Source organism: Allobosea eneae (genome assembly GCF_042657265.1).
Classification (GTDB): domain Bacteria; phylum Pseudomonadota; class Alphaproteobacteria; order Rhizobiales; family Beijerinckiaceae; genus Allobosea; species Allobosea eneae.
Genome location: NZ_JBHSLW010000013.1, coordinates 1 through 26,854, shown reverse-complemented (window position 1 = coordinate 26,854; position 26,854 = coordinate 1). Strand labels below are relative to the sequence as shown.

The 26,854-nt window shown below is 66.0% G+C and carries 22 protein-coding genes and 4 pseudogenes; 6 read left to right on the top strand and 20 right to left on the bottom strand.

Annotated elements, in window-relative coordinates; translation table 11 throughout:
• Positions 1-15: 15 nt before the first annotated feature.
• From ACFPOB_RS11335 to ACFPOB_RS11300, 8 genes are all read right to left on the bottom strand, one after another.
• Positions 16-1,425 (bottom strand): FAD-binding oxidoreductase, encoded by a 1,410-nt coding sequence (locus ACFPOB_RS11335; RefSeq protein WP_377798363.1) that lies wholly within the window; start codon positions 1,423-1,425, stop codon positions 16-18.
• Positions 1,415-3,097: an ABC transporter ATP-binding protein gene (locus ACFPOB_RS11330; RefSeq protein WP_377798361.1), complete on the bottom strand. Its 1,683-nt coding sequence runs from the start codon at positions 3,095-3,097 to the stop codon at positions 1,415-1,417. Before ACFPOB_RS11330 ends, ACFPOB_RS11335 begins: the two co-directional genes overlap by 11 nt.
• Positions 3,087-3,938 carry an ABC transporter permease gene (locus ACFPOB_RS11325; protein WP_377798359.1) on the bottom strand — a complete coding sequence of 284 codons (852 nt, stop codon included), beginning with the start codon at positions 3,936-3,938 and terminating at the stop codon, positions 3,087-3,089. Before ACFPOB_RS11325 ends, ACFPOB_RS11330 begins: the two co-directional genes overlap by 11 nt.
• Positions 3,935-4,906 carry an ABC transporter permease gene (locus tag ACFPOB_RS11320; protein ID WP_377798357.1) on the bottom strand — a complete coding sequence of 324 codons (972 nt, stop codon included), beginning with the start codon at positions 4,904-4,906 and terminating at the stop codon, positions 3,935-3,937. Before ACFPOB_RS11320 ends, ACFPOB_RS11325 begins: the two co-directional genes overlap by 4 nt.
• A 75-nt stretch (positions 4,907-4,981) precedes the next feature.
• Positions 4,982-6,532 (bottom strand): ABC transporter substrate-binding protein, encoded by a 1,551-nt coding sequence (locus ACFPOB_RS11315; protein ID WP_377798356.1) that lies wholly within the window; start codon positions 6,530-6,532, stop codon positions 4,982-4,984.
• Complete coding sequence (gene hisC, locus ACFPOB_RS11310) at positions 6,507-7,736, bottom strand: histidinol-phosphate transaminase (RefSeq protein WP_377798354.1); 1,230 nt, start codon at positions 7,734-7,736, stop codon at positions 6,507-6,509. Before hisC ends, ACFPOB_RS11315 begins: the two co-directional genes overlap by 26 nt.
• A gap of 14 nt (positions 7,737-7,750) precedes the next feature.
• The gene (locus ACFPOB_RS11305) at positions 7,751-8,890 is read right to left on the bottom strand and encodes a 2Fe-2S iron-sulfur cluster-binding protein (RefSeq protein ID WP_377798352.1); all 1,140 of its coding nucleotides are present in this window, start codon (positions 8,888-8,890) and stop codon (positions 7,751-7,753) included.
• An 8-nt stretch (positions 8,891-8,898) separates the two neighbouring features.
• Complete coding sequence (locus ACFPOB_RS11300; RefSeq protein ID WP_377798350.1) at positions 8,899-9,942, bottom strand: aromatic ring-hydroxylating dioxygenase subunit alpha; 1,044 nt, start codon at positions 9,940-9,942, stop codon at positions 8,899-8,901.
• 129 nt (positions 9,943-10,071) lie between these two features.
• Here ACFPOB_RS11300 and ACFPOB_RS11295 point away from each other — a divergent pair, with 129 nt between their 5' ends.
• Positions 10,072-10,983, top strand: coding sequence for a LysR family transcriptional regulator (locus ACFPOB_RS11295; protein WP_377798348.1), 912 nt, complete (start codon positions 10,072-10,074; stop codon positions 10,981-10,983).
• A 285-nt stretch (positions 10,984-11,268) separates the two neighbouring features.
• Here ACFPOB_RS11295 and ACFPOB_RS11290 read toward each other — a convergent pair whose 3' ends face one another.
• The 5 genes from ACFPOB_RS11290 to ACFPOB_RS11270 all read right to left on the bottom strand — a co-directional run bounded on the left by ACFPOB_RS11290 (position 11,269) and on the right by ACFPOB_RS11270 (position 16,276).
• Positions 11,269-12,207, bottom strand: a complete 939-nt coding sequence (locus ACFPOB_RS11290) for an ROK family protein (RefSeq protein ID WP_377798346.1) — start codon at positions 12,205-12,207, stop codon at positions 11,269-11,271.
• On the bottom strand, positions 12,204-13,235 hold the full coding sequence (locus ACFPOB_RS11285; protein WP_377798344.1) for an SIS domain-containing protein: 1,032 nt from the start codon (positions 13,233-13,235) through the stop codon (positions 12,204-12,206). The genes ACFPOB_RS11290 and ACFPOB_RS11285 overlap by 4 nt, the downstream gene beginning before the upstream one ends.
• Positions 13,236-13,237: 2 nt before the next feature.
• Positions 13,238-14,059 carry a carbohydrate ABC transporter permease gene (locus tag ACFPOB_RS11280; RefSeq protein ID WP_377798343.1) on the bottom strand — a complete coding sequence of 274 codons (822 nt, stop codon included), beginning with the start codon at positions 14,057-14,059 and terminating at the stop codon, positions 13,238-13,240.
• A complete protein-coding gene (locus ACFPOB_RS11275) occupies positions 14,059-14,952 on the bottom strand; it encodes a carbohydrate ABC transporter permease (RefSeq protein WP_377798342.1) in 894 nt (297 codons plus the stop codon). Before ACFPOB_RS11275 ends, ACFPOB_RS11280 begins: the two co-directional genes overlap by 1 nt.
• 61 nt (positions 14,953-15,013) lie before the next feature.
• Complete coding sequence (locus tag ACFPOB_RS11270; protein ID WP_377798340.1) at positions 15,014-16,276, bottom strand: extracellular solute-binding protein; 1,263 nt, start codon at positions 16,274-16,276, stop codon at positions 15,014-15,016.
• A gap of 131 nt (positions 16,277-16,407) precedes the next feature.
• Here ACFPOB_RS11270 and ACFPOB_RS11265 point away from each other — a divergent pair, with 131 nt between their 5' ends.
• Entirely contained in the window at positions 16,408-17,622 is a 1,215-nt protein-coding gene (locus ACFPOB_RS11265) for an ROK family transcriptional regulator (protein ID WP_377798338.1), read from the top strand.
• Between the two features lie 221 nt (positions 17,623-17,843).
• On the opposite strand, the gene ACFPOB_RS11260 is transcribed toward ACFPOB_RS11265, so the two are convergent.
• The 4 genes from ACFPOB_RS11260 to ACFPOB_RS11245 form a co-directional block, all read right to left on the bottom strand.
• Positions 17,844-18,533, bottom strand: coding sequence for a substrate binding domain-containing protein (locus ACFPOB_RS11260; RefSeq protein WP_377798336.1), 690 nt, complete (start codon positions 18,531-18,533; stop codon positions 17,844-17,846).
• A gap of 73 nt (positions 18,534-18,606) precedes the next feature.
• Positions 18,607-19,431 (bottom strand): IS3 family transposase, encoded by an 825-nt coding sequence (locus ACFPOB_RS11255; protein ID WP_377798735.1) that lies wholly within the window; start codon positions 19,429-19,431, stop codon positions 18,607-18,609.
• Positions 19,404-19,754 carry a transposase gene (locus ACFPOB_RS11250; protein WP_377798334.1) on the bottom strand — a complete coding sequence of 117 codons (351 nt, stop codon included), beginning with the start codon at positions 19,752-19,754 and terminating at the stop codon, positions 19,404-19,406. Before ACFPOB_RS11250 ends, ACFPOB_RS11255 begins: the two co-directional genes overlap by 28 nt.
• Before the next feature lie 33 nt (positions 19,755-19,787).
• Positions 19,788-20,015, bottom strand: coding sequence for a helix-turn-helix domain-containing protein (locus ACFPOB_RS11245; protein WP_377798333.1), 228 nt, complete (start codon positions 20,013-20,015; stop codon positions 19,788-19,790).
• Positions 20,016-20,129: 114 nt separating this feature from the next.
• Between ACFPOB_RS11245 and ACFPOB_RS11240 the strand changes: the two genes are divergently transcribed.
• From ACFPOB_RS11240 to ACFPOB_RS11230, 3 genes and pseudogenes are all read left to right on the top strand, one after another.
• Positions 20,130-20,504, top strand: a complete 375-nt coding sequence (locus ACFPOB_RS11240; RefSeq protein WP_377798331.1) for a Dabb family protein — start codon at positions 20,130-20,132, stop codon at positions 20,502-20,504.
• A 44-nt stretch (positions 20,505-20,548) separates the two neighbouring features.
• Positions 20,549-20,962 (top strand): annotated as a pseudogene (locus ACFPOB_RS11235) (iron-containing alcohol dehydrogenase); the annotation flags it as partial.
• 45 nt (positions 20,963-21,007) lie between these two features.
• Positions 21,008-22,074, top strand: a pseudogene (locus tag ACFPOB_RS11230) (IS3 family transposase); the annotation flags it as partial.
• 1,039 nt (positions 22,075-23,113) lie between these two features.
• Here the strand turns inward: ACFPOB_RS11230 and ACFPOB_RS11225 are convergent.
• A pseudogene (locus ACFPOB_RS11225) lies at positions 23,114-24,193 on the bottom strand (recombinase family protein); the annotation flags it as partial.
• On the bottom strand, positions 24,183-24,416 hold the full coding sequence (locus ACFPOB_RS11220; RefSeq protein WP_377798329.1) for a hypothetical protein: 234 nt from the start codon (positions 24,414-24,416) through the stop codon (positions 24,183-24,185). The pseudogene ACFPOB_RS11225 and the gene ACFPOB_RS11220, both read right to left, overlap by 11 nt.
• A 360-nt stretch (positions 24,417-24,776) precedes the next feature.
• On the opposite strand from ACFPOB_RS11220, the pseudogene ACFPOB_RS11215 reads away from it, so the two are divergent.
• Positions 24,777-24,911: pseudogene (locus tag ACFPOB_RS11215) on the top strand (IS3 family transposase); the annotation flags it as partial.
• Positions 24,912-25,166: 255 nt separating this feature from the next.
• On the opposite strand, the gene ACFPOB_RS11210 reads toward ACFPOB_RS11215, so the two are convergent.
• Complete coding sequence (locus ACFPOB_RS11210; RefSeq protein WP_377798734.1) at positions 25,167-26,762, bottom strand: methyl-accepting chemotaxis protein; 1,596 nt, start codon at positions 26,760-26,762, stop codon at positions 25,167-25,169.
• Positions 26,763-26,854: the final 92 nt, after the last annotated feature.

Sequence of the window (26,854 nt, the reverse complement as noted above, 5' to 3'; positions counted from 1 at the left end):
TTCGGCTCACCAGATTCAAGCAACGATCTTGCCGGGATTGCAGAGGTTGTCGGGATCGAACAACCTCTTGAGCTCAGCCATCAACGCCAGTTTCACAGGGTCGGCGTTGCGTTTCAGGGCTGCGATCCGCTTGCTGCCGATGCCATGCTCGGCGGAGAATGAGCCGCCGAGCCCACGCAACTCATCATAAATCACAGTCTCTATAGCCGTACGGGCATCTGGCTGGAGCGGGCCGGGCTGGTTCAGGACGATGTGCAGGTTGCCGTCGGCGAGATGGCCGAACAGATAAGGTTCGATGGCTTGATCGATCGCCTTCAAAGCCGGCCGCAGGCGCGCCACGTACCCATCGAACTCGCGTGCCGGCAGCGAGATATCGTAGGAAGGTGCCTGGGGGTGGAGCCGATAGAGCGCGTCCGTGTCCTCGCGCAGCCGCCAGAGCTGCGCAGACTGGGCTATCGAGGCGCAGACAATGCCGTCGAGGTCCGGTTCCGTCTCGACGAGAGCTGCGAGCGCGTCTTCCAGCGCAGTGCGGGCAGCCTCGAAGCTGGCGCCGCCGAGCTCGACCAATAGCAGGCAGGGCGAGCGCAACGGCAATTGCGCCGAATCGAGGCCGAGCGCGGCACAAGTCACAGCCGCGAAGCCGGACCACATGATCTCCGCCGCGAGCAATGGCGCCGACCCACCCTGCAAATGGCGGACGATGTCGAGCGCCCGCGCTGCGCCGGTGGTGCCCAGCAGCGCGGTCGCGCGGCCGTTCGGCAAGGGATCGAGCCGGATCACCGCGCGCGTGACGATGCCGAGCGTGCCCTCCGCCCCGATCAGCAGCTGCTTCACATCATAGCCGGCGCTGGTCTTCAGGACGCGTGTCATGTCGTCGAGGAGGCGCCCATCGGGGAGCACGGCCTCCAGGCCGAGCACGCGGTGGCGCATGACGCCGGTGCGGAAGGCCGTGATGCCGCCGGCATTGGTCGCGATCAGCCCGCCGATCGTGGCCGAGCCGCGTGCGGCGAGGTCGAGGCCGGGATGGAGGCCGACGGCCGCCGCCGCCTCTTGCAGGGCGCCGAGCGTGACGCCGGCCTGGACCACGGCGATGCCGCTGTCGGGGTCGATCTCCTCGATCCTGTCGAGCGCGCCGAGATCGCAGATCAGCTGCTCGGGCGTGGTGACGGAGCCGCCGACGAGGCCAGTCCGCCCGCCTTGCGGCACGAAGGCGCAACGATGCGCCTGGCACCACGCCACCAGCCTTGCGACTTCCGCGACAGAGTCGGGGCGAACGAGCGCGAAGGCGTCCAGATTGCTGGCGTCCCAGCCGGGATCGCGCGTGGCGAGCGCATTGCGGTCGAGCACCTGGCTGTCCGGCAGATGCGCGCGCAGGGAGGCGATCCGGTCCAGCGCGGACCCGGCCGGCATGTCTTCAACCCGCATCGTTGATGTCCTTTGCGGCGGTGCGCTGCTGCAGGAGGCGGGTCAGCCAGTCCGGATCGACATCGGGCACGCAGGAGAGCAGCAGCCGCGTATAGTCGTAGGACGGCGTCTCCAGCACCGCATCGCGCGGCCCGCTCTCGACCACGGCACCCTGGCGCATGACCACGACCTCGTCGGCGATGGCGCGCACCGTCGCGATATCATGGGTGATGAAGAGGCAGGACAGGCCAAGCTCCTTCTGCAGCCGCTGGAGCATGGCGAGGATGCCGGCCTGGACGACCTGGTCGAGTGCCGAGGTCACCTCGTCGCAGATCAAGAGTTCGGGGCCGGCAGCGAGCGCACGGGCGATGCAGACGCGCTGCTTCTGCCCGCCCGAGAGCGCGTTGGGCAAACGGTCGAGCAGATCGGGCTTCAGCTCGACCAGCGCCATCAGCTCGCGCAGACGGGCCTCGCGTGCGGCGCCTTTGAGGCCGGAATAGAGCTGCAACGGTCGGCCGATTGCCTCACGGATGCTCTGTCGCGGGTTGAGCGCGGCGTCCGGGCTCTGATGGATGAGCTGGACACGGCGAAGCTGATCGCGTGAGCGATCCTGCAGGCGTCTCGGCAAGCCGTTTCCCTGCAGCCGGACTCCCCCGGCCGCGGGCGGCAGCAATCCAGCCACGACGCGTGCCAGGGTCGACTTGCCCGAGCCGGATTCGCCGACGAGGGCGACCGTGCCGCCTTTTCGGACCGTCAGCGAGACGTCCCTGAGCACCTGGACGGAGCCGTAGGAGGCGCTGATCCCGTCCAGTTCCAGCAGTGGTGCGCCGTGATCCGGCTCGGGCGTCTTCCGGATCTGGCGCACTGCCCAGAGCGAGCGGGTGTAGGTCTCGCGCGGGGCGGCGAGCATGGCCCGTGTCGCGGCTTCCTCGACGATGCGGCCATGGCGGAGCACGACGATTCGATCGGCGAGCTGGGTCACCACTGCGAGATCATGGGTGATGTAGATCGCGGCCGTCCCGAAGGCCTCGACGATGTTGCGGACGCAGGCGAGGATCTCGACCTGCGTGGTGACGTCGAGGGCCGTAGTCGGCTCGTCGAAGACGATGAGGTCCGGCCGGCAGATCATCGCCATCGCGATCATCACGCGCTGGAGCTGCCCGCCGGACAGCTCATGCGGGAAGCGCTCGCCGATATGGTCGGGATCGGGCAAAGCGAGGCGCGCGAACAGCTCGCGCGCGTCGTGCTCGGCCTGGCGCCGTCCCATGCCGGCCTGCCTCGTCGCGGTCTCGACGACCTGGTTGATCAGGCGGTGGGCCGGGTTGAAGGAGGCGGTGGCGCTCTGGGCGACATAGGCGATGCGGGTGCCGCGCAGCGCACGGCACCGCTCCGGCGGCAGGGCGAGCAGGTCCTGCCCGTCGAACAGGACGGAGCCTCCGGCGAAGCGGCAGCCGGGCCGGACATAGCCGAGCGCGGCGAGGCCGATCGTCGATTTTCCGGCGCCCGATTCCCCGATCAGACCGAGCACCTCTCCGGCATGCAGCCTAAGGTCGATGCCATCGACGATCCGCTGCGCCTTACCGGGCCCGCTCGTCTCGATCACGAGGCCATTCATGACGAGGAGCGGCGTGCTGCCCGCCTCAACCCGCAGGCGCGATGTCACCTCGGCGAGGCTTGCGATTTCAGCGTTCATCGCTCACCCCGTGATGGCCGGCGGCGGCCCAGTCGATGACCAGGTTAATGCCGATGGTCAGCAGCGCGATCGCGCCGGCCGGAAACAGCGGCATCAGGATACCGAACGAGATCGCGGCGGCGTTCTCGCGCACCATCGAGCCCCAGTCGGCGGTTGGCGGCTGGATGCCGAGGCCGATGAAGCTCAGCGTCGCGATGAACAGGAAGACGAAGCAGAAGCGCAGGCCGAATTCCGCCGCGAGCGGCACGACGATGTTGGGCAGGATCTCGCGGCGCATGATCCAGCCGGTTCCCTCGCCGCGCAGGCGCGCGACCTCGACGAAATCCTGGGCCGCGACGTCCATCGCGGCGGCGCGCGCGATCCGGAAGACCCGCGTCGCATCGAGCAGCGCGATGACGCCGATCAGCACGGGCAGCGTCGAGCCGGCGACAGCGAGCACCAGCAGCGCAAAGATCAGGGTCGGGAAGGCCATGACGAGATCGACCAGCCGGCCGAGGATCTGGTCGACTACCCCGCCGCGCACGGCCGCGACCAGTCCCAGTGTCGTACCGGTGAGGAAGGAGAGGGTGGTCGTCAGCAGCGCCAGCGTGATCGAGTTGCGGGCGCCGTAGATCAGGCGCGAGAGCACGTCGCGCCCGAGATGGTCGGTGCCCAGCAGGGTCGCGGGCCCCTCCGCCGCCGGATCCCAGAAGCCGCCGGTCCAGGGACCGCCGACGATCTCGGTCTCGCCATAGGGCGCGACGAGCGGGGCGAAGAGCAGGCAGAACAGGTAGAGGGCGACGATCGCCAGCCCGATCCGGGCGGAGAGCGGAGCGGTGCGGAGTGCCATGATGCCGGTCATGCCCGTGCCTCCCGCTGGCGCGGCCGGCGCAGCCGCGGATTGGCCAGCAGCGCCAGGATGTCGGCGAGCAGGTTGAGGCCGATATAGGTGCCGGCGAAGAGCATGCAGCAGGCCTGGACGACCGGAATGTCGCGCTTCGCGACCGAGTCGACCAGCAATTGGCCGAGGCCGGGATAGACGAACACCACCTCGATCACCACGACGCCGACGACGAGATAGGCGAGGTTGATGATGACGACGTTGATGATCGGCGACAGCGCATTGGGCAGCGCATGGCGGACGACGACGCCCCAAGGTCCGACGCCCTTGAGGCGGGCCATCTCGACATAAGGCGAGGCCATGACGCCCATGATGGCGGCCCGCGTCATCCGCAGGACATAGCCGATGACGGCGAGTGATAGGGTCAGGGCCGGCAGCGCCAGCATCTTCAGCGTCTCGACGAAGCCGCCCTGGCTCGACAGCGAGATCGCCGGTAGCCAGCCGAGGCCGACGGAGAAGCAGGCCACCAGCATGTAGGCGGTAAAGAATTCAGGGAACGAGATCGCGAGCAGCGAGGCGGTCGAGGCGACCCGGTCGAGCGCCCGGTCGCGATGCACGGTCGAGAGGATGCCGAGCAAGACGCCGAGCGGCAGCGCGATCGCCGCCGCCAGCGCCGCCAGCGACAAGGTCGCACCCAAGCGTGGCGCGATCAGCTCCGAGATCGGCCGATCGTTTGCGAGCGAGCGTCCGAAATCGCCGCGCAGCAGGCCCACCGTCCAGTCGGCATAGCGCACGACCAGCGGCTTGTTCAGGCCGAGTTCCTGCCGGAGCGCCGCGACCGAGGCGGGCGTCGCGCTCTGGCCGAGGATCGCCTCGGCCGGATCGCCCGGCAACATGTCGACGGCGAGGAAGACCAGCAGCGAAATCACGAACAGGGTCGCGACCCCGAGCGCGATCCGCTGGGCTATCATGGCGAGGACGCCGTGCATCGAACGATCCTTGCTGGCCTGACCGGCTCCTGGCGGGAGCAGGTCAGGCGGCCAAATCGAGGGGAAGGACGCGGCTCAGGCGAACCACCAGCGCTCGGAGGCGCGACAGCCGTCGAGCATCCAGTCGCCGGCAAGTTCTCCGAACGCCAGCTTGCGACTGGTCGCATCGAGGAAATCGGCGAAGGCGAAGATGTTCGAGCCACCCTCATCATGGATGATGCGCTGCGCTTCGCTGTAGAGCGCGCGGCGCTTGCCGGTGTCGAACTCCTTGCGGGCTTCGGCGACGATGGTGTTGAGGCGCGGATTGTTGATGCGCGTCTCGTTCCAGCCCGCCTTGGTCCCGGTGTCGGAATAGCCGAGCGTCAGCAGCACGTCGTCGTTGATGCGCCCGCTCCAGCGCGAGGTGCAGAGCGGCTTCTTGTTCCAGACCGAGGACCAGTAGCCGTCCTCCGGTTCCTTGGCGACGTCGACGGTAATGCCGGCCTTGGCCGCATGGGCCTTGAACAGCACCGCCGCGTCGGTCGCGCCCGCGAAAGGCGTCTCGGAGACATGAAGCTGCACGCGCAGGTTCGCCTCGCCCGCCTTGGCCAGGTGGAATTTCGCCTTGTCTGGATCATAGGCGCGCTGCGGGATCGAGCCGTCATAGAATTCATAGGCCGCCGAGAGCGGATGGTCGTTGCCTGGCGAGCCGAAGCCGCCGAGCACGCGCTTCACGATCTCCTCGCGATCGATCGCGTATTTCATGGCGAGGCGCACATCGTTGGAGGCGAAGGGCGCCTGGTCCACCATCATCGGGAAGGCGAAATGCGCCTTGCTCTTCACCCGGTTGATGCGCACCGCGCTGTTGCGCTCGAGCAGCGCCACGGTGCGGGGATCGACGGCATTGTAGGCGTCGATCTGGCCGGTCAGCAGCGCATTGGCGCGGGCCGTCGCGTCCTTGATGCAGATCATCTCGACCGTGTCGAAATTGCCCCGGCCGGCTTTCCAATAGTTCGGATTGCGCTTCACGCGCGAGCGCACGCCCGGCTCGAACTGCTCCAGGATGTAGCCGCCGGTGCCCATGCCGCGGCGGTAATCGGTATCGCCGTCGGGGATGATGACGAGGCCTACCGAGCTGGTCAGGGCCGGAAAGCCGACATTGCCGTCGTGCAATTCGAATACGACCGCATCGGGTCCGTCGGCCTTGACCGTGGCGATCTGGGCCAGGATCGGCTTGGTCATCGACTTCGAGCCGTCGCGGCGATGGGTGTTGAAGGAGTGGACGACGTCGGCCGGCGTCAGGCTCTTGCCGTCATGGAAAGTGACGCCCTTGCGCAACTTGAAGGTCCAGGTCTTGGCGTCCTTCGAGCCCTCCCAGCTTTCCGCGAGCTCGGGGACGAGCTTTCCGCCCGGCCCGGCCTCGACCAGATTGTTGCGCAATTGCCATTGCAGGTGCTGCGAGAACTGCGTCTCGACCAAGGTCGGATCGAGCGAATCCGAGGTCGCGAAGTCGGAGATGCCGACCCTGAAGGCGCCGCCGCGCTTCGGCACCTGCGCGAAGGCGCCGGAAGGCAGGAATTGCGCTGCGCCGAGTGCGCCGGCGCCGAGAAGAAGGCTTCGTCTATCTGGATATCCGTGGTTGGTCATTGCAGTTTCCCTCTGTGTTGTCGGAGCGGTTTCCGCTCTCGTTGAAAGCTGGCGGCCTTTTTGCGCCGAGGCAGGCGGCGAGCCCGGCGATCAGCCGGTCGTTGTCGGCGGCATGACCGATGGTGACGCGCAGGTAGCTGCGATAGCCGGCCTCGCGCCAAGGCTTGACGATGATCCCCTCGCGCAGCAGCGCGGCGGCGACGCCATCGCTGTCGGCGCCTATGTCGAGGAACAGGAAATTGGTCTGCGAGGGCGCGGGCTTGAGGCCGAGCCGGTGCAGCGCGGTCCGGACCCGCTCGCGCTCGGCCCGTAGCCGCGTGGTGGAAGCCTGCATCCAGGCTTCGTCCTGCAACGCCGCCATGGCGGCGATCTGGGCGGCGCCGTTGACGTTGAACGGCGTCTTGGCCGCCGCGACGGCGCGGGCGAGCCCGGCGTCGGAACAGACGGCATAGCCGACCCTGAGCCCGGCGAGGCCGTAGGCCTTCGAGAAGGTCCGCAGCACGACATGCGGCAGGCCGGCGGCGCTCAGGATCGCGCGCGCATCGGGCGCGCGTTCGTCGGCATACTCGAAATAGGCCTCGTCGAGGACGAAAAGCGTGCGCGGTGAAGCGGCTCCGGCGAGCCGTTCGAGCTCAGCCTGACCGAGCGCAGGTCCGACCGGATTGGACGGCGACGACAGGAACAGGATGCGCGGCTCGGCCGCGAGCGCGGCGGCGATGGCCGCGATATCGAAGCCGAGGTCGGCGGCCATCGGAACCTTGGTCACGCGGGCGCCGGCGGCCAGCGGCTCGATCTCGTGCAGGCCGAAGCTCGGCGTGACCGTCACGACCTCGCAGCCCGGCGTCAGCGCTGCCCGGGCGATCGCCGCGATCATCTCCTCCGAGCCGTTGCCAATCACGATCCGGTCGGCCGCGGCCGCGAGCTTTTCGGCGAGCGCGGTTCTCAGTTCCGTGCAGGCCGGATCGGCATAGCGCCAGGGCTCGAATTGCGACGAGCGCAGCGCCTCCAGCACGGCGGGCGAGCAGCCATCGGGATTCTCGTTGCTGGCGAGCCGGGCGATGTCGGAGCGCCCGCTCGCGGCGCGCGCCACCGCGACGGTCAGCCCGGCATTATAGGGCGGCAGCGCCGCGACATGCGGATTGAGCACGAGCGAGCCGCTGGACTGCTTAGCCACGTCGATAATGCGGATCGATGCTTCGCTCATGAGCACGGCTTCTCCTAGAGATCCAGGACGAGTGGGCCGCGCGGCCTGGCGCAGCACAGCAGCACCTCGCCCGGTCCGGGTGGATCGAGCGGCTCCTCGACATAGTCGACCTCGCCCTGCAGCAGGCCGGTGCGGCAGGTGCTGCAGATGCCTGCGCGACAGGAGAAGGGCGGATCGAGGCCGAGCCGTTCGGCGAAGGCGAGCAGGTTGGTGTCGCTCGCCTCATCCCATGCGGCCGAACGCTGTGATTGCGCGAAGCTGATCTGCGTGCCGCCTGTCTCGACCTCGTTCGCCTCGCTGGCGACGATGGGCTGATCGGCTTGGGGCAGAGTCTCGGCCGAGGGCGACGGCTCCGCGCTTTCGGCTTCGAGCACAGTCGCCGGGCCGAAGAATTCGTAGCGGATCCGGTCCTTGCGCACGCCGAGCTCGCGGAAGGCAGCGTAGACATTGGCCATGAAGGGCGGCGGCCCGCAGAGATAGACGTCGTAGTCGCCGAGCGGCAACCAACTGCGCAGCAGTGCCTTGGTCATCACGCCGTCGGCATGATGCAGCCCGGCCGCGGCGTCAGCCGGGGAGGGCGCGCGATAGCAATAGCGTGCCGTAAGGCCGGGGCGGCTGCCGACGAGTGCATCGACCTCCTGGCGCAGGGCATGGACCTCGCCATCGTCGCAGGCGTGCAGGAAATGGACCTCGCGCTCCGGCTCGCTCGTGAGGGCATGGAGCATCGAGACGAGCGGCGTGAGGCCGACGCCGCCGCTGGCGAGAATGACGGGCCGCTGCGTATCCCTGGCCAGCACGAACTCTCCGCGCGGCGGCGCGATCTCGACGAGGTCGCCGATGGCGACCCGGTCATGCAGGAAGCAGGACCCGATTCCGTCTGGCAGGCCCGGTTCTGGCGCACCCTCGCGCTTCACCGTGATGCGATAGCGCGACGTGTCGGATGGCGTCGACGAGATGCTGTAGGTCCTGAGCGCCGCTGCCTGCCCGTCCGTACCGGGGATGCGGATCGGCAGGTATTGGCCGGGCTCGAAGGCTCGCCAGTCCGCGGGATCGAGCGGCTCCAATGCGAAGGAGGTGATCGTCCGGCTCTCCGGCGTCCGCGACACCACGCGGAACGGCCGGAACCGGCTTGCAGCTTGCGCAGCGTCCGCCACGGCGGCGCCTATTCCGCCGCCTGTTGGGTGCCGGCAGCGGTCTCGGCGTCGATGAGCTGGGCCAGGCGGCGGCGGAACCGCAACGGACCGACATCGATCTTGAGGTCGAGATTGGGGGTGCGCTTGTTGGCCATGCCCTGATGCACGGCTGTGAGGACCGCCCGATCCTCCTCGAAGGCACCGCGCACCGAACTGGCGAACTGCGCCGAGATCTCCGGGTCGTTCGGCGCGAAGTTGCGCATCTGGAACCAGAAATAGCGGGTGCTGTTCTCGTCGACCGGGGTCATGAAGTTGTAGCTGTCCATCAGGAAGACGTCGGGATGGAGCGGCTGGCCGACACCGCCGCTTCCCGCCGGCGTGAAGATCGCCTTGATGATGGCGAGGCTGGGATAGCGCACCTCATAGTGCTGCTTGCGGTCGCAGAGACCCTTGAACTTGAGGAACGGGGCGTAGAAGGGCGCGGGCTCGGTCGCCATCATCCAGCGCCAGACGGTGACGCCGTCCTCGCCCACGGTCGTCTCGAGCGGCGTCTCCTCGGTTCCGGCCCCGGCGAAGGAGCTCTGGTGCACCCAGGCGACATGGGAGGGGTCGAGCAGATTGTCGGTCATGTAGAGGTAGTTGCAGGCGATCGTCATGCCGTCGCCCTGGTTGACGCCCCAGGCGGGATCGCCCCAATGGTCGACCGCGAAGATCAGCGCGGGGTCGGCCAGCGCCGCATCGCCCATCCAGACCCAGATCAGGCCGTAGCGCTCTTCGACAGGGTAGGACCGGACTCGGGCGACATGCGGAATCCGCTCGGCGCCGGGAACGCGGGTGCAGGTACCCGTGCAGTCGAAGGTCAGGCCGTGATAGCCGCATTCGACATCGTCGCCCTTGATGCGTCCCATCGAGAGCGGCAGCTTGCGGTGCGGACAGGCATCCTCGAGCGCGGCCAGCTTTCCGTCGCGCCGGCGGTAGAGCACGACCTTCTCGGACAGCATCGTCACCGGGTGGAGCTGGTCCCGGACCTCATGGTCCCAGGCCGCGACATACCAGGCATTTTTCAGGAACATCGACGCCCTCCCATCAATCGCCATCCAGGGGATGATAGGCACCGATGCGGCGCCGGCTTGAGTCCGAAGAATTGCGTTACATTTTAGATTTGCTAAAATGTGAAGACAGGATGGGAGGCAGGTTTGGCATTGCCGCCGCTCAAGGCGCTTCAGGCATTCGAGGCGGTCGCGCGGCTGGGGAGCGTGTCCGATGCGGCGGCCGAGCTGTTCGTCACGCCCGGCGCGATCAGCCAACAGATCAAGAAGCTGGAAAACTGCCTCGGCATCCGGCTCGTCGAGCGCAATGGGCGCGGCGTCGAATTGACGTCCTGGGGAGCGGCCTACCAGCTCGACATCACCGGCCCCTTCGCGGCGCTCCGCCAGGCCCATGCCACGCTTCACCGCAAGCGCGCCGGTTCTGGGCTCGTCGTCAGCTGCCTCGCGACCGTCGCCAGCCGCTGGCTTGGTCCGCAGCTCTTCGACTGGCAAGCCTTGAATCCAGCCTCGAAGATTCGCCTGGTCGGCGCGGAGTCCGAGCCGCGCCTCTTCGAGGACGGGGTCGATTTCAGGTTGTCATACGGTTCGAAGAGCCAGTCCTTCGACCACTACGCACCGCTCTTCACGGACTGTGTCGTGCCGGCCTGCGCACCGGGCCTGATCGCCGGCAAGGCCGTCACGGCACCGGACGATATCTTCTCCTACCCCCTGATCGGCATCGAGTGGGACGGATCGCACAAGCCTCCGCCGAGCTGGGACGAGTGGGCACGCAGCGTCGGGGTCTCCGTGGGGCACGTTTCGACGGAGCTCGCCTTCTCATTGTCGAGCACGGCCCTGGATGCCGCCGTCAACGGCCGTGGTTTCGTGCTCGCCCAGATCGCGATGATCCGCGAGGATCTCGCCTCCGGGCGGCTCGTCGTGCCGATCGACAGGCGGCTGCAGCTCGGCGAAAGCTATTTCCTGGCCTGGGACAGGGCCGCGCTGGAGAAACCATTCGGCGCGCAGTTCAGGGATTGGGTTTTGGCCATGTCGCGTGCGCAGCAACGCCAATCCGCAGCGCGCTGACAGCGGCATTTTTACCCTGTCATCTAGAACGTTGCTCAGACTTGCGCTGACAACAGATTCTTCGGGCATACGGTCTTAGACCTGACGTCTCGATATCGACGCGACCTAGGCGGGCTTCCCTGATTGCAGCATCGACATCGAGACGCGCAGACTTGAAGTCGGGGTGCATGGAATAGATGAGGCTGCGCTCAGTCGTGCATCCTGTTCCACTCTTCCAGGCAAAGTGACAACGTCAACCTCTGGCGCGAGTTTGCATCCGGAAGCACCGACCGCCCAGGCCGTGGTTCAGGATTTGGCCGCCTGCCAGGCTCCCCGAGCATGTGTCGACGCGGCTAGCCCCTCGAAAGCGAGCGAGGCGACGCCGAGCAGCCCGGCTGTGTTGCCGAGTTCGGCGATGCGGATATCGACTTTCGCAGCCAGAGACGGCCAGACATAAGCGGGTAGCAGCATGCGGATCCGGCGCGTCAACGCCTCGCCGGCTCCCGATACGCCGCCACCGAGCACGATCGCTTCGAGCATCAGCGCATTGATGAGGGCACCCGCCGCCTGGGCGATCCCGCGGCAGGTCGCATCGATAGCCGCTTCCGCTGCCGCATCCCCAGCCTCGGCTTGCTCGAACAGCTGTCGCACCGAGACAGCTGCAGCGTCAGTCTGACATGCGTAGGCCTGCAGCATGGCTGGCGCCGAGGAGCGCGCTTCGAGCGAGAGCGGTTCTCCCGCATCGTCGTTGCCGACGACGATGGCACCCAGTTCGGGAGGATGGCCGTTTCGGCCGATGATCGGTTGGCCATCGATAATGACAGCGCCTCCGACCCCTGTCCCGATCGTGATCAGCACGAAGCGGTTCAACCTTTGGCCGGCGCCATATCTCACCTCGCCCAGCGCGGCGGCGACACCGTCATTGCCGAACCAGGCCGGTAGGCCGAGGCGCTGTTCGAGGGCCTGCGTGATCGAGCCGTCACGCAGCGCCGGAACATTGCCGCCGCCGTCGATGACGACGCCGCTGTCAGGCGCAGCAAAGCCCGGCATTGCCACCGCCAGCGCATCCGCCGGGCTGCCTGCCATCGTGTCCTCATAAAGCCTTGCCAGCTGTTCGCAGAGCGCTGCGAAGGCCAGGTCACGCTCGAACGGCACCTCGCCCTGCTTGAGCAGGCGGCCATCCTCGGCCACCAGCCCGAACTTGACGGCGGTGCCGCCGATATCGAAGGCGAAGACGGTCTTCATGGCAGGCGGTCGATCTTGATGCCGAGCTTCTTCGACAGGCCGGGGAAACGCATCAGATGCGGCGGGATTCCGCGCCGCGCCGCCATCGCCTGCGCCAGCCGCTGCACGGGCAAGATCGCGGCGAGCGCATCATAGGGCGCTGCCAGCCTGTCGAGCCGCAGCCAGTCGAACGGCGTCGGCTCGGCGGTCAGGTTGAGGATCAGGATGCGGACGTCGAGCGAAACCATCACGCCTGCGGCATGCGCCGCGAGCCTGCGCTCGGCCGCATCCGCCGCGATCATGACGCAGAGACTCCTGCCCGTCAGCCCGTGCAGGCGGCCATGCATGGCTTCCTCGGTCGGGAAGGCCGCGGCGGGCACGCCGGTCATCTCCGCGAGCTTAAGCGAGGCTTCGAGCGCCGTGCCGAAATGGCGGCCCTCGCCGGTGAAGAGCAATCCGTCGGTCTCGTCGAGCTCTGCCGCCAGTGCCAAGGCCGGCGGCGTCGCCGCGTCGATCAGCGCGGCAATCTCCAGCTCGGTGACATCCTGGCCAGCGTGACCGGCTAGCGCCGCCGCAAGCTCGGCAAGCGCAGCCAGCGAGCCGCCATAGCCCTTGGTCTTCGGGCCGACCGGCTCGGGTCCGATTGGCATCACGACCTTTGCGGTCGCCACCTGGCCGATCGGGCTGTCGGCCTCGGCGGTGATGGTGACACAGGTCCGACCATTGTCCTGTGCGCGTCTGACAGCGGCGACCGTGGTCTCGCTGGTCCCGGTCTGCGACAGCGCGACGACGAGCGCCTTGCGGCCGAGCACAGGCTCGCGCTGCAGGAAGGCGCCGGGGTTCAGCACTTCGACGAAGGCGCCGCCGGCCTCCAGTGCGGGCTTTGCCACCATCAACGCATTTAGCGATGTGCCGGAGCCGACGAGGACGATGTGGCTCGCCCGCAGCAACGCGAGCTCGCGGAGGCGCTGGCGCACGGCCGCGATCGTCGCCGGCACGACCGGTGCCTGCGCCCTTATGAAGCCGTCGATGATGCTCTGGTCGACCATGGTCATCCCTTCACCGCGCCGATCGTCAGGCCGCGCACGAGATGGCGCTGGAAGAACAGCATGAACAGCAGGATAGGCAGCATGATCCCGATCGCGCCGGCGGCCGAGAGCGACCAGTAGTTCAAATCTTCGCCGCCATATTCGGCGATGGCGACGGGCAGGGTCTTGGTGTTGCTGCCGGTCAGGATCAGCGCGAACAGGAATTCGTTATAGGCGAGCAGCAGGCTGAACAGCGAGGTGACGACGATGCCGGGTTTGGCCAGCGGCAGGATCACCTTGGTGAAGGTCGTCCAGGCATTGCAGCCATCGATCGTCGCAGCCTCGTCGAGCTCGCGTGGAATCTCCAGGAAGAATGAGCGCATCAGCCAGACGGTGAAGGGCTGGTTGATCGCCACCATCGCCGCGATCATCGCCGGGTAGGTGTCGATCATCGCAAGCGAGCGCGCCACGATGAAGAATGGGATCAGCAGCAGGATGTGCGGGAACATCCGGATCACCAGCAGTCCCATCAGATAGGAGCGCGCCATCCGGCTCTCCAATCGCGACAGGCCGTAGGCGGCGAGCGTGCCGAGCGGCACCGAGATGAAGACGGTGCCGAGCGCGATGATCGCGCTGTTCAGGAAGAACTCGACGAAGCGGCGCTCGACCCAGATTTCGTAATGGAAGCGGAAGGTCGGCTCGAAGAACAGTTTTGGCGGGATCGCGAAGGCATCGGCCGGCTGCTTGATCGAGATCATCACCGCCCAGATGATCGGGGTCAGGCTGAACAATGCGAATAGCGACAGGAGGAAGACGACCAGCGGCTGGCCGAGCAGGGCGCGCATCAGAATGCTCCCCGCTCGCGCCGGTACATCAGCGAGATGATCATCAGCGTCAGCCCGGTGACGATCAGCATGGTCAGGACGCCCAGCGTCGAGGCGCGGCCGAGGTCGAGCTGCTTGAAGGCCATGGCGTAGGTGTACATGGTCAGCGTCTCGGTCGCGGTGCCCGGACCGCCACCGGTCAGCACATAGATGCTGTCGAAGGTGCGGAAGGAATCCATTAGCCGGATCGCCAGCACGAACAGGATTTGTGGCCGTAAGCACGGCAGGATGATGTGCCAGACCAGCCGTGGGCCGGAGGCGCCGTCGATCTTGCCGGCTTCGAGCAGCGCCTCGTCCATGCCCTGCAGGCCGGCATAGAGGATCAGCATGACGAAGGGCGTGAATTGCCAGACATCGGCGACGATGATGGTGACGAAAGCCCAGACCGGCGAGCCCAGCCAGTCCGGCGGGAAGATGTCAAAGGAGGCGATGACGGCGTCGGCGAGCCCCCAGCGCGCCGCGAAGATCCAGCGCAGAAACAGCGCAGCGACCACCGGTGTGATCAGATAGGGCACGAAGATCAGGGTCGAGAAGATGCGCGCCCCGCGCGTCAGCTTGTAGAGCCCGAGCGCGAGCAGGAGGCCGAGCGCGAACTCGATCGCGAGCGATGAGGCGACCAGGATCACCGTCGTCCTGAGCGAGGCCCAGACGCGATCCTGGCCGAGCAAGGCGAGATAGTTCTCGGCGCCGACGAAGCGCGGTTGCGCCTGGCCGATATGGTAGTCGAAGAAGCTGAGATAGACGGCGTAGAGCACGGGATAGAGCTGCACGCCGAGCACGACGAGCGCGCTCGGCACCACGAACAGCCAGAGCGATATTTCGCGGGGATAGGCCCGCGCCGACGACGACGCCATTAGTCCATGCCTTGCTGGAGCGGCCCGGTTCAGGCCCGGACCGTTCCGGAAGCGAGAATGCTCACTTGTAGACGCCGCGGCGCGTCAGGAACTCCTCGGCCTCCTTGGCGCCAGTGTCGAGCGCCTCCTTGACCGGCATCTCGCCGGTGACGGCCTGCAGGATGCGCCGCGTCACCGTCTCGCTGACTTCCTTGAACTCGGCGAATTTCGGGAAGATCGCGCCCTTGTCCAGCGCCGGCACCAGCACGTTGTAATAGCGGAAGCGTTGGCGCAGCTCCGGATCCTCCAGCACCGAGACGCGCGTCGGGCAGGCGAGGCTCGCGCCCTCGCGCTGGTTCGCCGGCGACAATGTCGCGGCGAGCAGGCGGAACAGCGTGTCCTTGTTGCGAGAGGAGAACTTAGAGATGGCGAAGGTGTCGGCGACGACGACCTGGCCGCCGCGCGGCGGCGGCGCCCAGTTGATCTTGCCGATCACCTTGGACTGGTCCTGGCGGTCCATCGCGGCGGTGCGCGTCAGCCACTGCATGCCCATGGCAGCGGCGCCCTGCTGGAACAGGATGGTCGATTCGTCGTTGCCGTTCGCTGTGTAGCCGCGCGGCGCGAAGCGCGTCAGCGACTTCATCGTCTCGATCGCCGCGATGCCTTTCGGGCTGTTGAATACCGGCTTCTTGTTGGCGTCGAACCAGCCATCGCCAAGCGCATTCAGATACCAGTGGCCCTCGTTGAGGACACCGTCGCCCTTCAACGTCATCACCGTGCCGGCGACGGAGGGCGAGTTCAGCGCCCCGGCGGCGGCGATGTACTCCTCGAACGAGGTCGGCGGCTTCAGGCCCTTGGCCTCGAACAGGTCCTGCCGATAGGCCATGAGCTGAGTGTTGGTCAGCACCGGCAGGCCGTAGACCTTGCCGCCGAAGGAGGCCGAGCTCATCGCCGTCTTGGCGAAGTCGTCGAGCTTGTACTCATCCTTGTGCTTGGCGATGTATTCGTCGAGCGGCTCGAGCCAGCCGTTCTGGGCGAAATTCGCGATCGTCAGATCGTTGCCGAGCATGATGTCGATCGAGTCGGCGCCCGACGACAGCGTGATCGTCTGCAATTCCTTCAGCGGCGCGTTCGGCATCAGGTCGGCGGTGACCTTCACGTTCGGCAGTGCGCCCTGCAGCTTCTTCACGTAGAATTCCAGCGCCGGATAGCGCTCGCCGACGAAGCGGACATTCATCTCCTGCGCCCGCGCGCCGAAGCCATAGGCGCTCGCCGCCATCGTCCCCGCTGCGCCCAGAACCGTCCGGCGGGACAGGCCTGTCTTGGTTTCGCGCTGCTGCGTCATGGTCTGTTCCCCGCTGGTTCCGGGCGGTCTTTCGCTGCCGCCCGATTTATTCCAATGAAGTGATTTAATCAGAGAGCACTTCGGCTGGCAAGCTCCCGGGTGTAGGCAGGAGCGATGAATCAGGGGCACAGATGAAGCTGTTCGGCGCCAACATGGATCATGCCCGCCGGTTCAACCGGCGGGTCGTGCTGGAGACGGTGCGGCTGCAGGCGCCGCTCTCGCGTGCCGAGATCACCCGCGCAACCGGTCTGGCGCCACAGACCATCTCCAACATCATCGGCGAGCTCACCGAGGCCGGGCTGGTCCGCAGCGTCAGCCGGCGTAGCGGCGCCCGCGGCCAGCCGGCGGTCGACCTCGACATCAATCCCGATGGCGGCTTCACCTTCGGCGTGTCCTTCGGCCATGGCGTCCTGCTGGTCATCCTGACCGACGTCGCCGGAACGGTGCGCGATCGCGCCGAACTCGACCTCGCCTCCGATGCGCCCGAGGCGGTCCTCGACCAGACCGCGGCGACGATCTCGGCCATGCTCGAGCGGCAGCAGGTGGCGCGTCAGCGCGTCTGGGGCGTCGGCCTCGTCATCCCCGCCCTGTTCCAGGATGACCGGCTCGTGGTGCTCGGCGAAGTCGCTTTGCCCGGCTGGAAGGATTTCCCGCTGCGGCAATCGCTTCAGGACAAGCTCGGCCTGCCGGTGCTGCTCGAGAACGACGCCACGGCGGCGGCTATCGGCGAGCGCCTCTACGGCGCCGGCCGTACGCTGACCGACTTCGCCTATATCTATATCGGCGCCGGCATCGGCGGCGGGCTCTTCCTGCGCGGCCAGCCCTATCGTGGCGGCTACGGCAAGTCGGGCGAGATCGGCCATCTCGTCGTCGACACCAACGGGCGGCCCTGCCCATGCGGCAATCGCGGCTGCCTCGAACGCTATGCCTCGGTCTCGCTGGCGCTGAAAGCGCTCGGCGACGTGCAGGCCGCGACCGTCCGGCATGACGACCTCGACCGCATTGCCGAAGCGCTCGCGGACGGCGACGCGCGCCTGCTCGCCTGGCTCGACGAAGCCGCTTCCAGCCTGCGGCAAGCTGTGGTGATGATCGAGAACATGCTCGACCCGCAAACGGTGATCCTCGGCGGCGTGCTACCCCGGCCGGTGCTGGAGGCGCTCGTCGCCCGGATCGAGCCGCTGCCGCGCAGCGTCAGCCTCAACAAGGCGGCCGATACGCCGCGCCTGATCGCCGCCGAGATGGGGCCAGACACGCCGGCGCTGGGCGCCGCGACGCTGCCGGTCTTCGACGGCATGACGCCGGAACTGTCCCTCTTATTCAAGCAGGATGTCGTCGAGCGGATTTGACCTTGTGGGATTATCCTGGGCCGTCGCCATTCCTCCCTAGGCAAGGCAACGCCCCTTTTGCTGAATGTCAGCTCTTGGCACTTCTCGTGCGTTGCCGAGTTGGAGTGCAAATCGGCCCCTCACCTTGGCAACCCCCCACGAAGTCGCGGAAGAATTTCGGTTGCAGGCGTTCTGGCGGGAAGACGGGATGCCTGCTGAAGTCAAGGCACCGCCAGGGGCGGTCAAGCTGACCAGATCTGGCTGTTCGACGTGGACCGCACGTGATTGACGAGAAACTCGTTGAACACCCGGATCTTGGCCGGCAGGTGATCGCGGTTCTGATAGGCGATGTTCATCGTCAGCATCGGTAGCTGCCAGTCGAGCAGAACCGGCATCAGGCGCCCTGCCTCGATATCGGCCTGCACGATGTAGAGCGGCTGGATGAGGATGCCGAGCCCGGCGATCGCAGCCTGGCGGATCACCTGCCCGTCATTGCAGTCGAGCGCTGCGCCGATCCGCACGATCCGCTCGGTATCGCCTCTGGTCAGGCGCAGCGAGAACGGGTCGGCGGCGAGGTTGTAGACCAGCATGTCGTGCTGGACGAGGTCGGCCGGGGTCGCAGGTCGGCCGCGCTCCTCCAGGTAGGCCGGCGAGGCGGCAAGGACCCGCCGCATCCGCCCAAGCCGCCGCACCATGATATGGCTGTCGGGCTCGTGCAGGCGCGTGCGGATGGCGACGTCGATACCCGCTTCGATGAAGTCTAGATAGCGGTTGGCGACGGCGATGTGGACGCTCAGCTTGGGATAGAGCCGGCGCAAAGCCGGCAACATCGGCGCCAGATAGATCGTTGCGAAGGAGAGCGAACTCGTGACGCGCAGCACTCCTTGTGGTGCCAGCGTGTGAGCATTGACGGCATCCTCGGCTTCGCCCAACTCGGTTAGCAGCGCGCCGCTGCGCTGGTAGAATTGTTCCCCCGCTGGAGTGCGCCCCTGCGGGAAGACAGGATCAGGCTGCGGTTTTGACCGTAAGCCGGGCGTGTTGATCCTCGAACTGCTGCGGGCTGAGATAGCCGAGCGCGGAGTGCAGTCGGCTTGCGTTGTAGACCTGATCGATGAAGGGCGGAAGGTCGGCTGCGACGTCCTCGAAGGTCTCGTAGGCCATCGGATAGACGGCCTCGACCTTGAGCGTTTTCATGAAGCTCTCGGCCTTGGCGTTATCGTAGGGATTGCCGCGGCGCCCCATCGATCCGACAAGACTATGTTCGGCGAGGGCCTGCCGGTAGCGCCCAGCCGCGTATTGCGACCCGCGGTCCGTGTGATGCACGCAGCCGGGTGGCGGCCTTCGCTTTTCAATGGCTGAGCGCAGAGCGGCCAGCGTCAGCCTGACGTCGATCGAGCGGCCGATTGCGTAACCGACGACCTTGCGCGACCATGCATCAAGGATCACGGCAACGTAGACGAAGCCCGCTTGGATCGCGACGTAGGTGATGTCGGCGACCCAGAGCTGGTTCGGCCCATCCGGGGCCATATTCTTCGCCAGGTTCGGGAAGATCGGCAGATCGTGATCGCCATCGGTGGTGGCGACATAGCGCCGGCGCTGTCGAGGCTGGAGGTCGTGCGCGCGCATCAGCCGCCTGATCTTCTTATGATTCACGACGAACCCGCGGTGACGCAGCGCCGCCTTCATCCGTCGATAGCCATAGGCTTCGAAGCTGTCGGAGATCGCCGCCATCGTCTCAACGAGTGCGGTGTCGTCGATGCTCATGGCCGGCTTGTCATAGTAGGTCGAGCGCGCGATCCCCATCAGCCGGCATCCTTCTGCGACGGAGATGCCGCGGGACCGGTGATGACGGATGTAGTCGCGCTTCTCGGCCGCGGTCCGTGCTTCAGAGCCCCCTTTAGAAACTCGATCTCCAGCGCCTGCCTGCCGACGAGCCGCTCCAGCGCGGCGATGCGCGCCTCGTAGGCTTCGATCGTATCGGCGGCTGCCGCCTCGTCGTCGAAGGCGCCGCCCTCGAACTTCTGGATCCAGATGCGGATCAGGTTGCGCGACAGGTCATGCCGACGGGCGAGGCTATGGAGCGTCTCCCCGGCCAGGTAATCCTGCGCCACCTGGCGCTTGAACTCGATGCTGTGGGTGCGGTGTCGGGGCATGGGCTTTCATCCTTCGAAAGCCCGGCTCCCCGGTCAATTCCCTATCGTCACACTGTCCGCCTCAAGGGGCGCACTCCACGCCTCGGTCAGCCAGAGACGGCGTGTGTTGCGCTCCACGAGCCGGGTCGAGAGGCGCTCCTCCAGGGCGGCGAGGTGTCGGCTGACGGCAGCGTTCGACATGCCGAGCGCCTCGGCGGCGCGTGACAGGCTCCGCAACTCCGCCGTCTTCACGAAAACCTCGATCTGGGTGAAGCGATCCATTTTTCCGATTTTTGTAAAAGAGACTTCCTGAAGCTCGGCTTTATTTCCGACTTTCGCAAGTCTTAACTCACCTCACAAAGCCGGCCCAAGATGGCCGAAGGTCGAGGAAACGCCATGCCCGGTCCGATCCGCCACATCGTGATGTGGCGCTTGCGCGGCGATACGCCGAAGGAGCGCGCCGATGCCCGTGCCAAGGTCAAAGCCGCCTTCGAGGGGCTCCGGGACCGCATCGACGGCCTCACCCATATCGAGATCGGCAGCGATATCAGCGGCGTCGACTATGCCTGCGACGTCGTGCTGGTCAGCGAGTTCGCCGACCGGGCTGCGCTCGAAGCCTATGGCAGCCATCCCGAGCATCTGAGGGTCCGGCAGGAGCTCGCCGATCTCAGGATCGCGCGCTTCCAGGTCGATTATCTCGCCGACAACGACGCTCTCGCCGCCTCGGGAAGCGGTCTGCACCGCCTTCGCGAAGCCGTGGCCGGCGAGTGAGCCGGCGCCGTCCGATCAACGCCTCATCCGCAAAGGAGCCTTCGATGATCGAGACCTTCGCCTATGAGGCCCTGCCATCGCGGGTCCGCTTCGGTCGCGGTACGATCAATAAGGTCGCCGTCGAGGTCGAACGCCTCGGCGCCAAGCGGGCGCTGGTCCTGACCACGCCACAGCAGACGGCTGCGGGCGAGCGTCTCGGTGCCCTGCTCGGCCCCGCCTTGGCCGGATATTTCAACGACGCGACGATGCATACGCCTGTCGAGGTGACGGAGAGGGCACTCGAAACCCTGCGCGAGACAGGTGCCGACTGCGTCGTGGCGCTGGGCGGCGGTTCCACCACCGGGCTCGGCAAGGCGCTGGCGCTGCGCACCGGCGTATCGCAGGTCGTGGTCCCGACCACCTATGCCGGCTCGGAGATGACGCCAATCCTCGGCCAGATGGTCTGCCCCCTGAAAAGTGGTCCTCCGTGAAGTAGGCTTTTGAGCCTTTGGAGGATGCCTTTGATGCCGCAGAAGAAGCACAAGCCTGAAGAGATCGTCGCGAAGCTGAGGCAGGTCGACGTGCTGTTGTCCCAGGGGCGCCCGGTGGTGGAGGCGATCCGGACCATCAGCGTGACAGCGTTCACGTATTATCGCTGGCGCAAGGAGTTTGGCGGGCTGAAGACCGATCAGGTGAAACGGCTGAAGGATCTCGAGAAAGAGAATGAGCGGCTACGGAAGGCTGTCTCGGATCTGACGCTTGAGAAGCTCATTCTCAGGGAAGCTGCGTCGGGAAACTACTGAGCCCCGCCCGCCGTCGCCGCTGCATCGACCACACCATAATGAAGTTTGGCGTGTCGGAGCGGTTGGCGTGCCGGGTTCTGGGGCAGCATCGTTCGACGCAACGCAAGATGCCAATGGGACGCAGCGACGAGGTGGCGCTGACTGCGGACATCGTCGCGCTTGCCACCCAATACGGACGCTACGGCTATCGCCGGATCGCAGCGATGCTGCACGCGTCAGGCTGGGCGGTGAACATCAAACGCGTTGAGCGGATCTGGCGGCGTGAGGGGCTCAAGGTGCCGGCCAGACAACCGAAAAAGGGGCGTCTCTGGCTGAATGATGGGTCGTGCATCCGGCTTCGGCCAGAACATCCCAACCATGTCTGGTCCTACGACTTTGTCGAGGATCACACCCATAACGGCAGGAAGTTCCGCATGTTGAACGTGATCGACGAGTTCACCAGGGAATGCATCGCGATCAGGATCGACCGGAAACTCAAGTCCACCGACGTCATCGATGTCCTGTCCGATCTCTTCATCCTGCGCGGCGTGCCTGGGCATGTTCGTTCGGACAACGGTCCCGAGTTCGTCGCCAAGGCGGTGCGGGATTGGATCACAGCGGTCGGCGCAAAAACGGCCTTCATCGAGCCAGGCTCGCCATGGGAAAACGGCTACTGCGAGAGCTTCAACTCCAAGCTTCGCGACGAGCTCCTGAACGGTGAGATGTTTTACAGCCTCGCCGAGGCTCGGATCGTCGTCGAAGGCTGGCGCCAGCACTACAACCCCGCATCAGAACACCCATCTGGCTATGTGATTGAAGTGAAGAGGTTTTGCTGTGCGGGTGACGATCCCGCGGGGTATTTGGGGTTCTGCCGGGCCCGTGCGGTGATGGATTGGGCGGCATCTGTGGCCAGAGTGGTGCGTGCGAAGATCCAGGGTCCGTCCGGCAGGGGATGGATCGCTTCGATCTCGCCGGCTTCGACCGCGAGCCTGAGCGTCCTGGTCGAGACCTTGAGGAGTCTGGCGGCGTCGGTGAGATTGATGTGTTGGAACGGCCCGATTGCGCCGTCTGCGCCTGGGAATAGCATCCCTGAATCCAGGGCTCGACGCCATCGGCCGCGGACTTGAACACAGGGATCCGGTAGTTCGACCGCATGGAGGTGACGCGCTCGCGCGTCCAGCGATTGCCATTGCCGGTCTTCAGGGCGTTGCGATTGAGAAGGCCGGCGATCAGGTCGTCGCTCGCGATCAGCACCAGTTCGCGGACTGCCGCGACGATATCGGTCGATGTGCTGTTACGCTGTCCGCGCCGGCGCTTCGGCAGGCGCATCTCGCTATGGGCGCCACCGGCCCAGTTGACGATCAGAACGATCTCGGAGGTGGCGTCGTCGATATCGGCAACCACTTCGTTGATCAGGATACGGACAACCCGCTTCTTCAGCCGCGCATCGGTGGTCGGCGCCGACCACACAGTTTGCAGGTTCGACGCGAGCAGGCCGAGCATGGCGGGATCGATGCTTGCCGCAGGCCGGGCCGTGTCGTGTGCGGCGACCCTGATCTCGATCTCGCCAACCTTGGCGAGCGCCTTGTTCCAACGCGCTTCGAGTTCACCGGCCACGAGCCGGTTGGCCGGGTCCGCGGCATCGTATTGCCGGAAGGCGCGGTCGGCAGCATAGCGCGCCGCTTCCAAGTCCCGGCCGAGGATATCGCGAACCTGATCCCGCTGCCCAGACGCCTGTGAGGCGGCCTCCTGCGCCGCGGTGACGGCGCCAGGGCCGACCACGCCAAGGAGCGCCTCCTCGATCGCATCGTCGACGCGCAGGCCGCCGAAGGCGATGCAGGACGGACCACCATGGTCCATCCAGGCACGCGAGCAGCTGTAGCGCGGGATGCCGTGCCTGGCCCCGGTGTAGCGAAGCGTCAGCTTGCGGCCGCAGCGCCGGCAACGGATCAAGCCCGCGAGCAGCGCCTCGCCATGCTTGGGCGCGCCGTGATGCCTGCCGGTCGGAACATTGCCTGCCACCATCGCGCGGATCGCTTCGAACCTCTCCCAGCTCACATAGCCGTCATGAGCACCGGGCTTCAGGGCGAGCCACTCGTCCCGTGTCCTGCGGCGGGTCTTCACCCTGATGCCGTCGGCGACATAGGCTGCCGCGGCGCTTGTCTTACCATAGGCATAGGCACCGCCGTAGACCGGGTTCGCGATGACCCGGTGGATGGACGCATAGTTCGGCCGGCGCCAGATCGTGTCGCCACTGCGCTGCTTCACGGGCAGGTCGAGACCATGTTCGTGCAGCCAGCACAGCGCCTGGCGCGCGCTACCGAGTTCCTCGACCTTGTCGAAGACGAGCGTGATCGCCTCCTGAACGCGCCGGTCCGGGTCCTTCTCATATCGGTCATCCGCCTTCACAAAGCCGATCGGCGCGGAGACGATCAGTTCGCCCCGGCGCGCCTTGGCGTAGCGGGCCGCGAGAGAGCGCTGACGCAGGAGATCGAGCTCGTACTCGTTGAGGCTGCCCTTGAGCCCCAGCAACAGGCGATCGTCGCCATGGCGCGGCGCATAGACCGTCTCCTGATCGACGAGCACCGTGTCGACCACCCGGCACATCTCGATCAACTGCTGCCAGTCGCGGCTGTTGCGGGCGAAACGCGAGACCTCCCGGGCGCAAACCGCGCCGACCTTGCCGAGGCAGACCTCGGCTACCATCCGCTCGAAGCCTGCACGCTGCACGGAGCCTGCGGCGGAACGGCCGAGATCATCGTCGATCACCTCGACCTGCGACCATCCCAGCGCGGTCAGGCGGTCCCGCATGGCATATTGCAGCGCGCTGCTCTCGCGGTTGTGCAACACCTGGTGGGTGGAGGACTGCCGCACATAGAGGATCGCCTTGCGCTCCAGGTGATGAGGTCGAACCTTCTCAGAGATCATCGCCGGCCTCCTTTGCTGGAAGCGGAACGGCCGTGGCGGCGTGGGCGAGGATCAGCCGCGCCATCAACTCCGTCAGCGCCGAGCGTGCTCGCTCCGGCAACTCCAGCCAAAGCGGCGCGCCGCTGGCTTCTGGCCTGGCGCTGTCGAAAAGATCCATCTGCTGACGCCCGCGCGGCCGCTTGTGCCTGCCGCTGTTCGCCGCCGTCGCCGTCGTCGCTCGCATGGGCCTCTCCCCGAATCTGGTCGTGAGAGGATCGCAATGCGCCCGAAAGCGGGGCATTCGATGATGCCGTGGGGGTCTTCAACGCCCGATCGATCAGCGCCGACAGCTCCGCCAATGCCTCCAGGCCGACGAACGGGGCAGCGGTCAGCTCAAGATCGCCAGGACATGACGCCCGCTCGAACATCCAGGCCGGAACCTCGAGCCAGCGGTCCCCTTGGGCGCCGGCTACCGCGCAGCGGAAATACACGCCGTCGCACTTCGCCACGACGCCATGAACGCCGACCTCACGGCCAAACCACGGATGATACCGATAGAGAACCTCGCGGAACTCGGTTCCGTGGGCGTTCCCAAGCCTTGTTGTATAACACCCGGCGCCCGCACTCCTCGTTGGGCTACCGGCCACCAGCACCGCTCGCTGTGGTGTGGCCGGCGGCGCAAACCCAACCCACTTCGCCGGACACCTCAACCGTGGCCGGCAAGCCCACAATCCATTAGACTTGAACCGGACCACCTAATGGGGGCAGGCCAGCGGGCGGCGTCACTTTGATCACGACGAACCTGCACAGAACTGCTCAGCTGACGCAAACTGTCGATCAGAGGATCGGAGAAATCCGGGAAGCCGTGAAGGTTATCGCCTGACCGCCCGGCAAAATACGTTTACGAGGTGCCGGGAACCTTTGTGAGCATTATTTCAATGGGATAGCAAGACAGCCGCCAGCATGAAACTGGCGGCTGGTCGTCTTCCTCCGATCAGAACTCTTCCCAGCCTGAGCTGATGCCGCCATTGGCGGTCTTTCGGCCGCGCAGCGGGGCAACCTTACTTTGGCTGAAAGCACTGGCAGCAAGCCTACGAAGGCGATGAAGCTCATTCGTCGGAGGCTGTGGCGCGGCGGCTGGGAGAGCGTCCTTCGTCCCAGCGTCGATCCGGAATGAGGCGATCAGCTCGTAAAGGCTTCCTGCCTTTTCCGAGAGAACGTTCGCCGAGGCCGCGCTTTCTTCCGCCAGGGCCGCGTTGGCTTGCGTGATCTCGTCAAGATGCGCGACGGTCTGGCTCATCTCGTCGATGCCGTTCGCCTGTTCCTCGGCCGCCGCCGAGATGTCCGCGATGGTGCCCGCGACCTTGCGGGACGATTCAAGGATCGCGGTCAGCGCCTCGCCGGCCTGGTGCACAAGCTTCACGCCCTCGCCAACCTCGGCATGGGAACTTGAGATGAGCCCGGAGATATCCTTGGCCGCCGCGCCGGAGCGCTGAGCCAACGTCCGGACCTCAGAGGCGACAACGGCAAAGCCCTTACCTGCATCGCCAGCGCGAGCGGCCTCGACCGCCGCATTGAGCGCCAGGAGGTTGGTCTGAAAGGCAATGTCGTCGATGACGCGGATGATATCCGAAATCTTCGCAGACGAAGCTTCGATCCGGGACATGGCCTGCACGGCCTGGCCCACGATATCGCCACCAGTTTCTGCCGTTCGCATCGCTTCAGCCGCGATGCCAGCGGCTTGTTGGGAAGCCTGGCTCGTCGACTTGACCGATGCAGCCAGCTCTTCCGTGGTCGCCGCAGTCTCTTCCAGGGAGGAGGCCTGTTCCTCTGTCCGCTTTGACAGATCGTCGGCGGCTGTTGAGATTTCACGCGAGGTGCTATTTACATCCGCAGCCGTGGATGAAACGGAGCCGATGACCTCGGCATAGCTTTTGACGAGGTCATTCACGCCGTTGCAGAGCGCGAGAACGTCGCCGCCAAGCCCCTCTGTCGAAATCCGTTTGGTCAGGTCGCGCCGCATTGCAGACTCGACGACGGACCGGGTTTGAGCGACTGCGCCCCGAAGATCGCCCTCCGCCTTCGCCGTCGTGATGTCGCTGGCGTATTTTACCACCTTCCAGGGCTTGCCGGCGGCGTCCAGGATCGGGTTATAGCTGGCCTGCAACCAGATCACACGCCCGCCCTTGCCGAGGCGCATATATTGCCCCTCGTCGTATTCACCCTGGCCGAGCTTCTTCCAGAATAGCTGATAGGCCGGGCTGGTTCGCGTCTCTTCATCGACAAACAGACTGTGATGGCGCCCCGCCACCTCTTCAAGCTTGTAGCCGGTCACCGCCAAAAAGTTGGGATTGGCGTTCAGGATTTTGCCGCTCAGGTCGAACTCAATCACCGCCTGCGCTTTGTTAATGGCCGCAATCTGCCCCTGAAGGTCGGCGACCATGTCCTTATGCGCGGTGATGTCGGTCGCGAACTTGATGACCCCGGTCACCTTCCCGGCGCGATTGACAATCGGCGTATAGGTCGCCTGCAGCCAGAGGCGATGGCCATCTTTGGCGATCCTGAGGAACTGGCCCTGAAGCGTGCGGATTCCGATTCCGACCGGCCATCATTCCGATAATTGACCGGCCGGGATTCCGATAATTCTCCGGCCACCATTCCGATTAATGACCGGCCACCAGC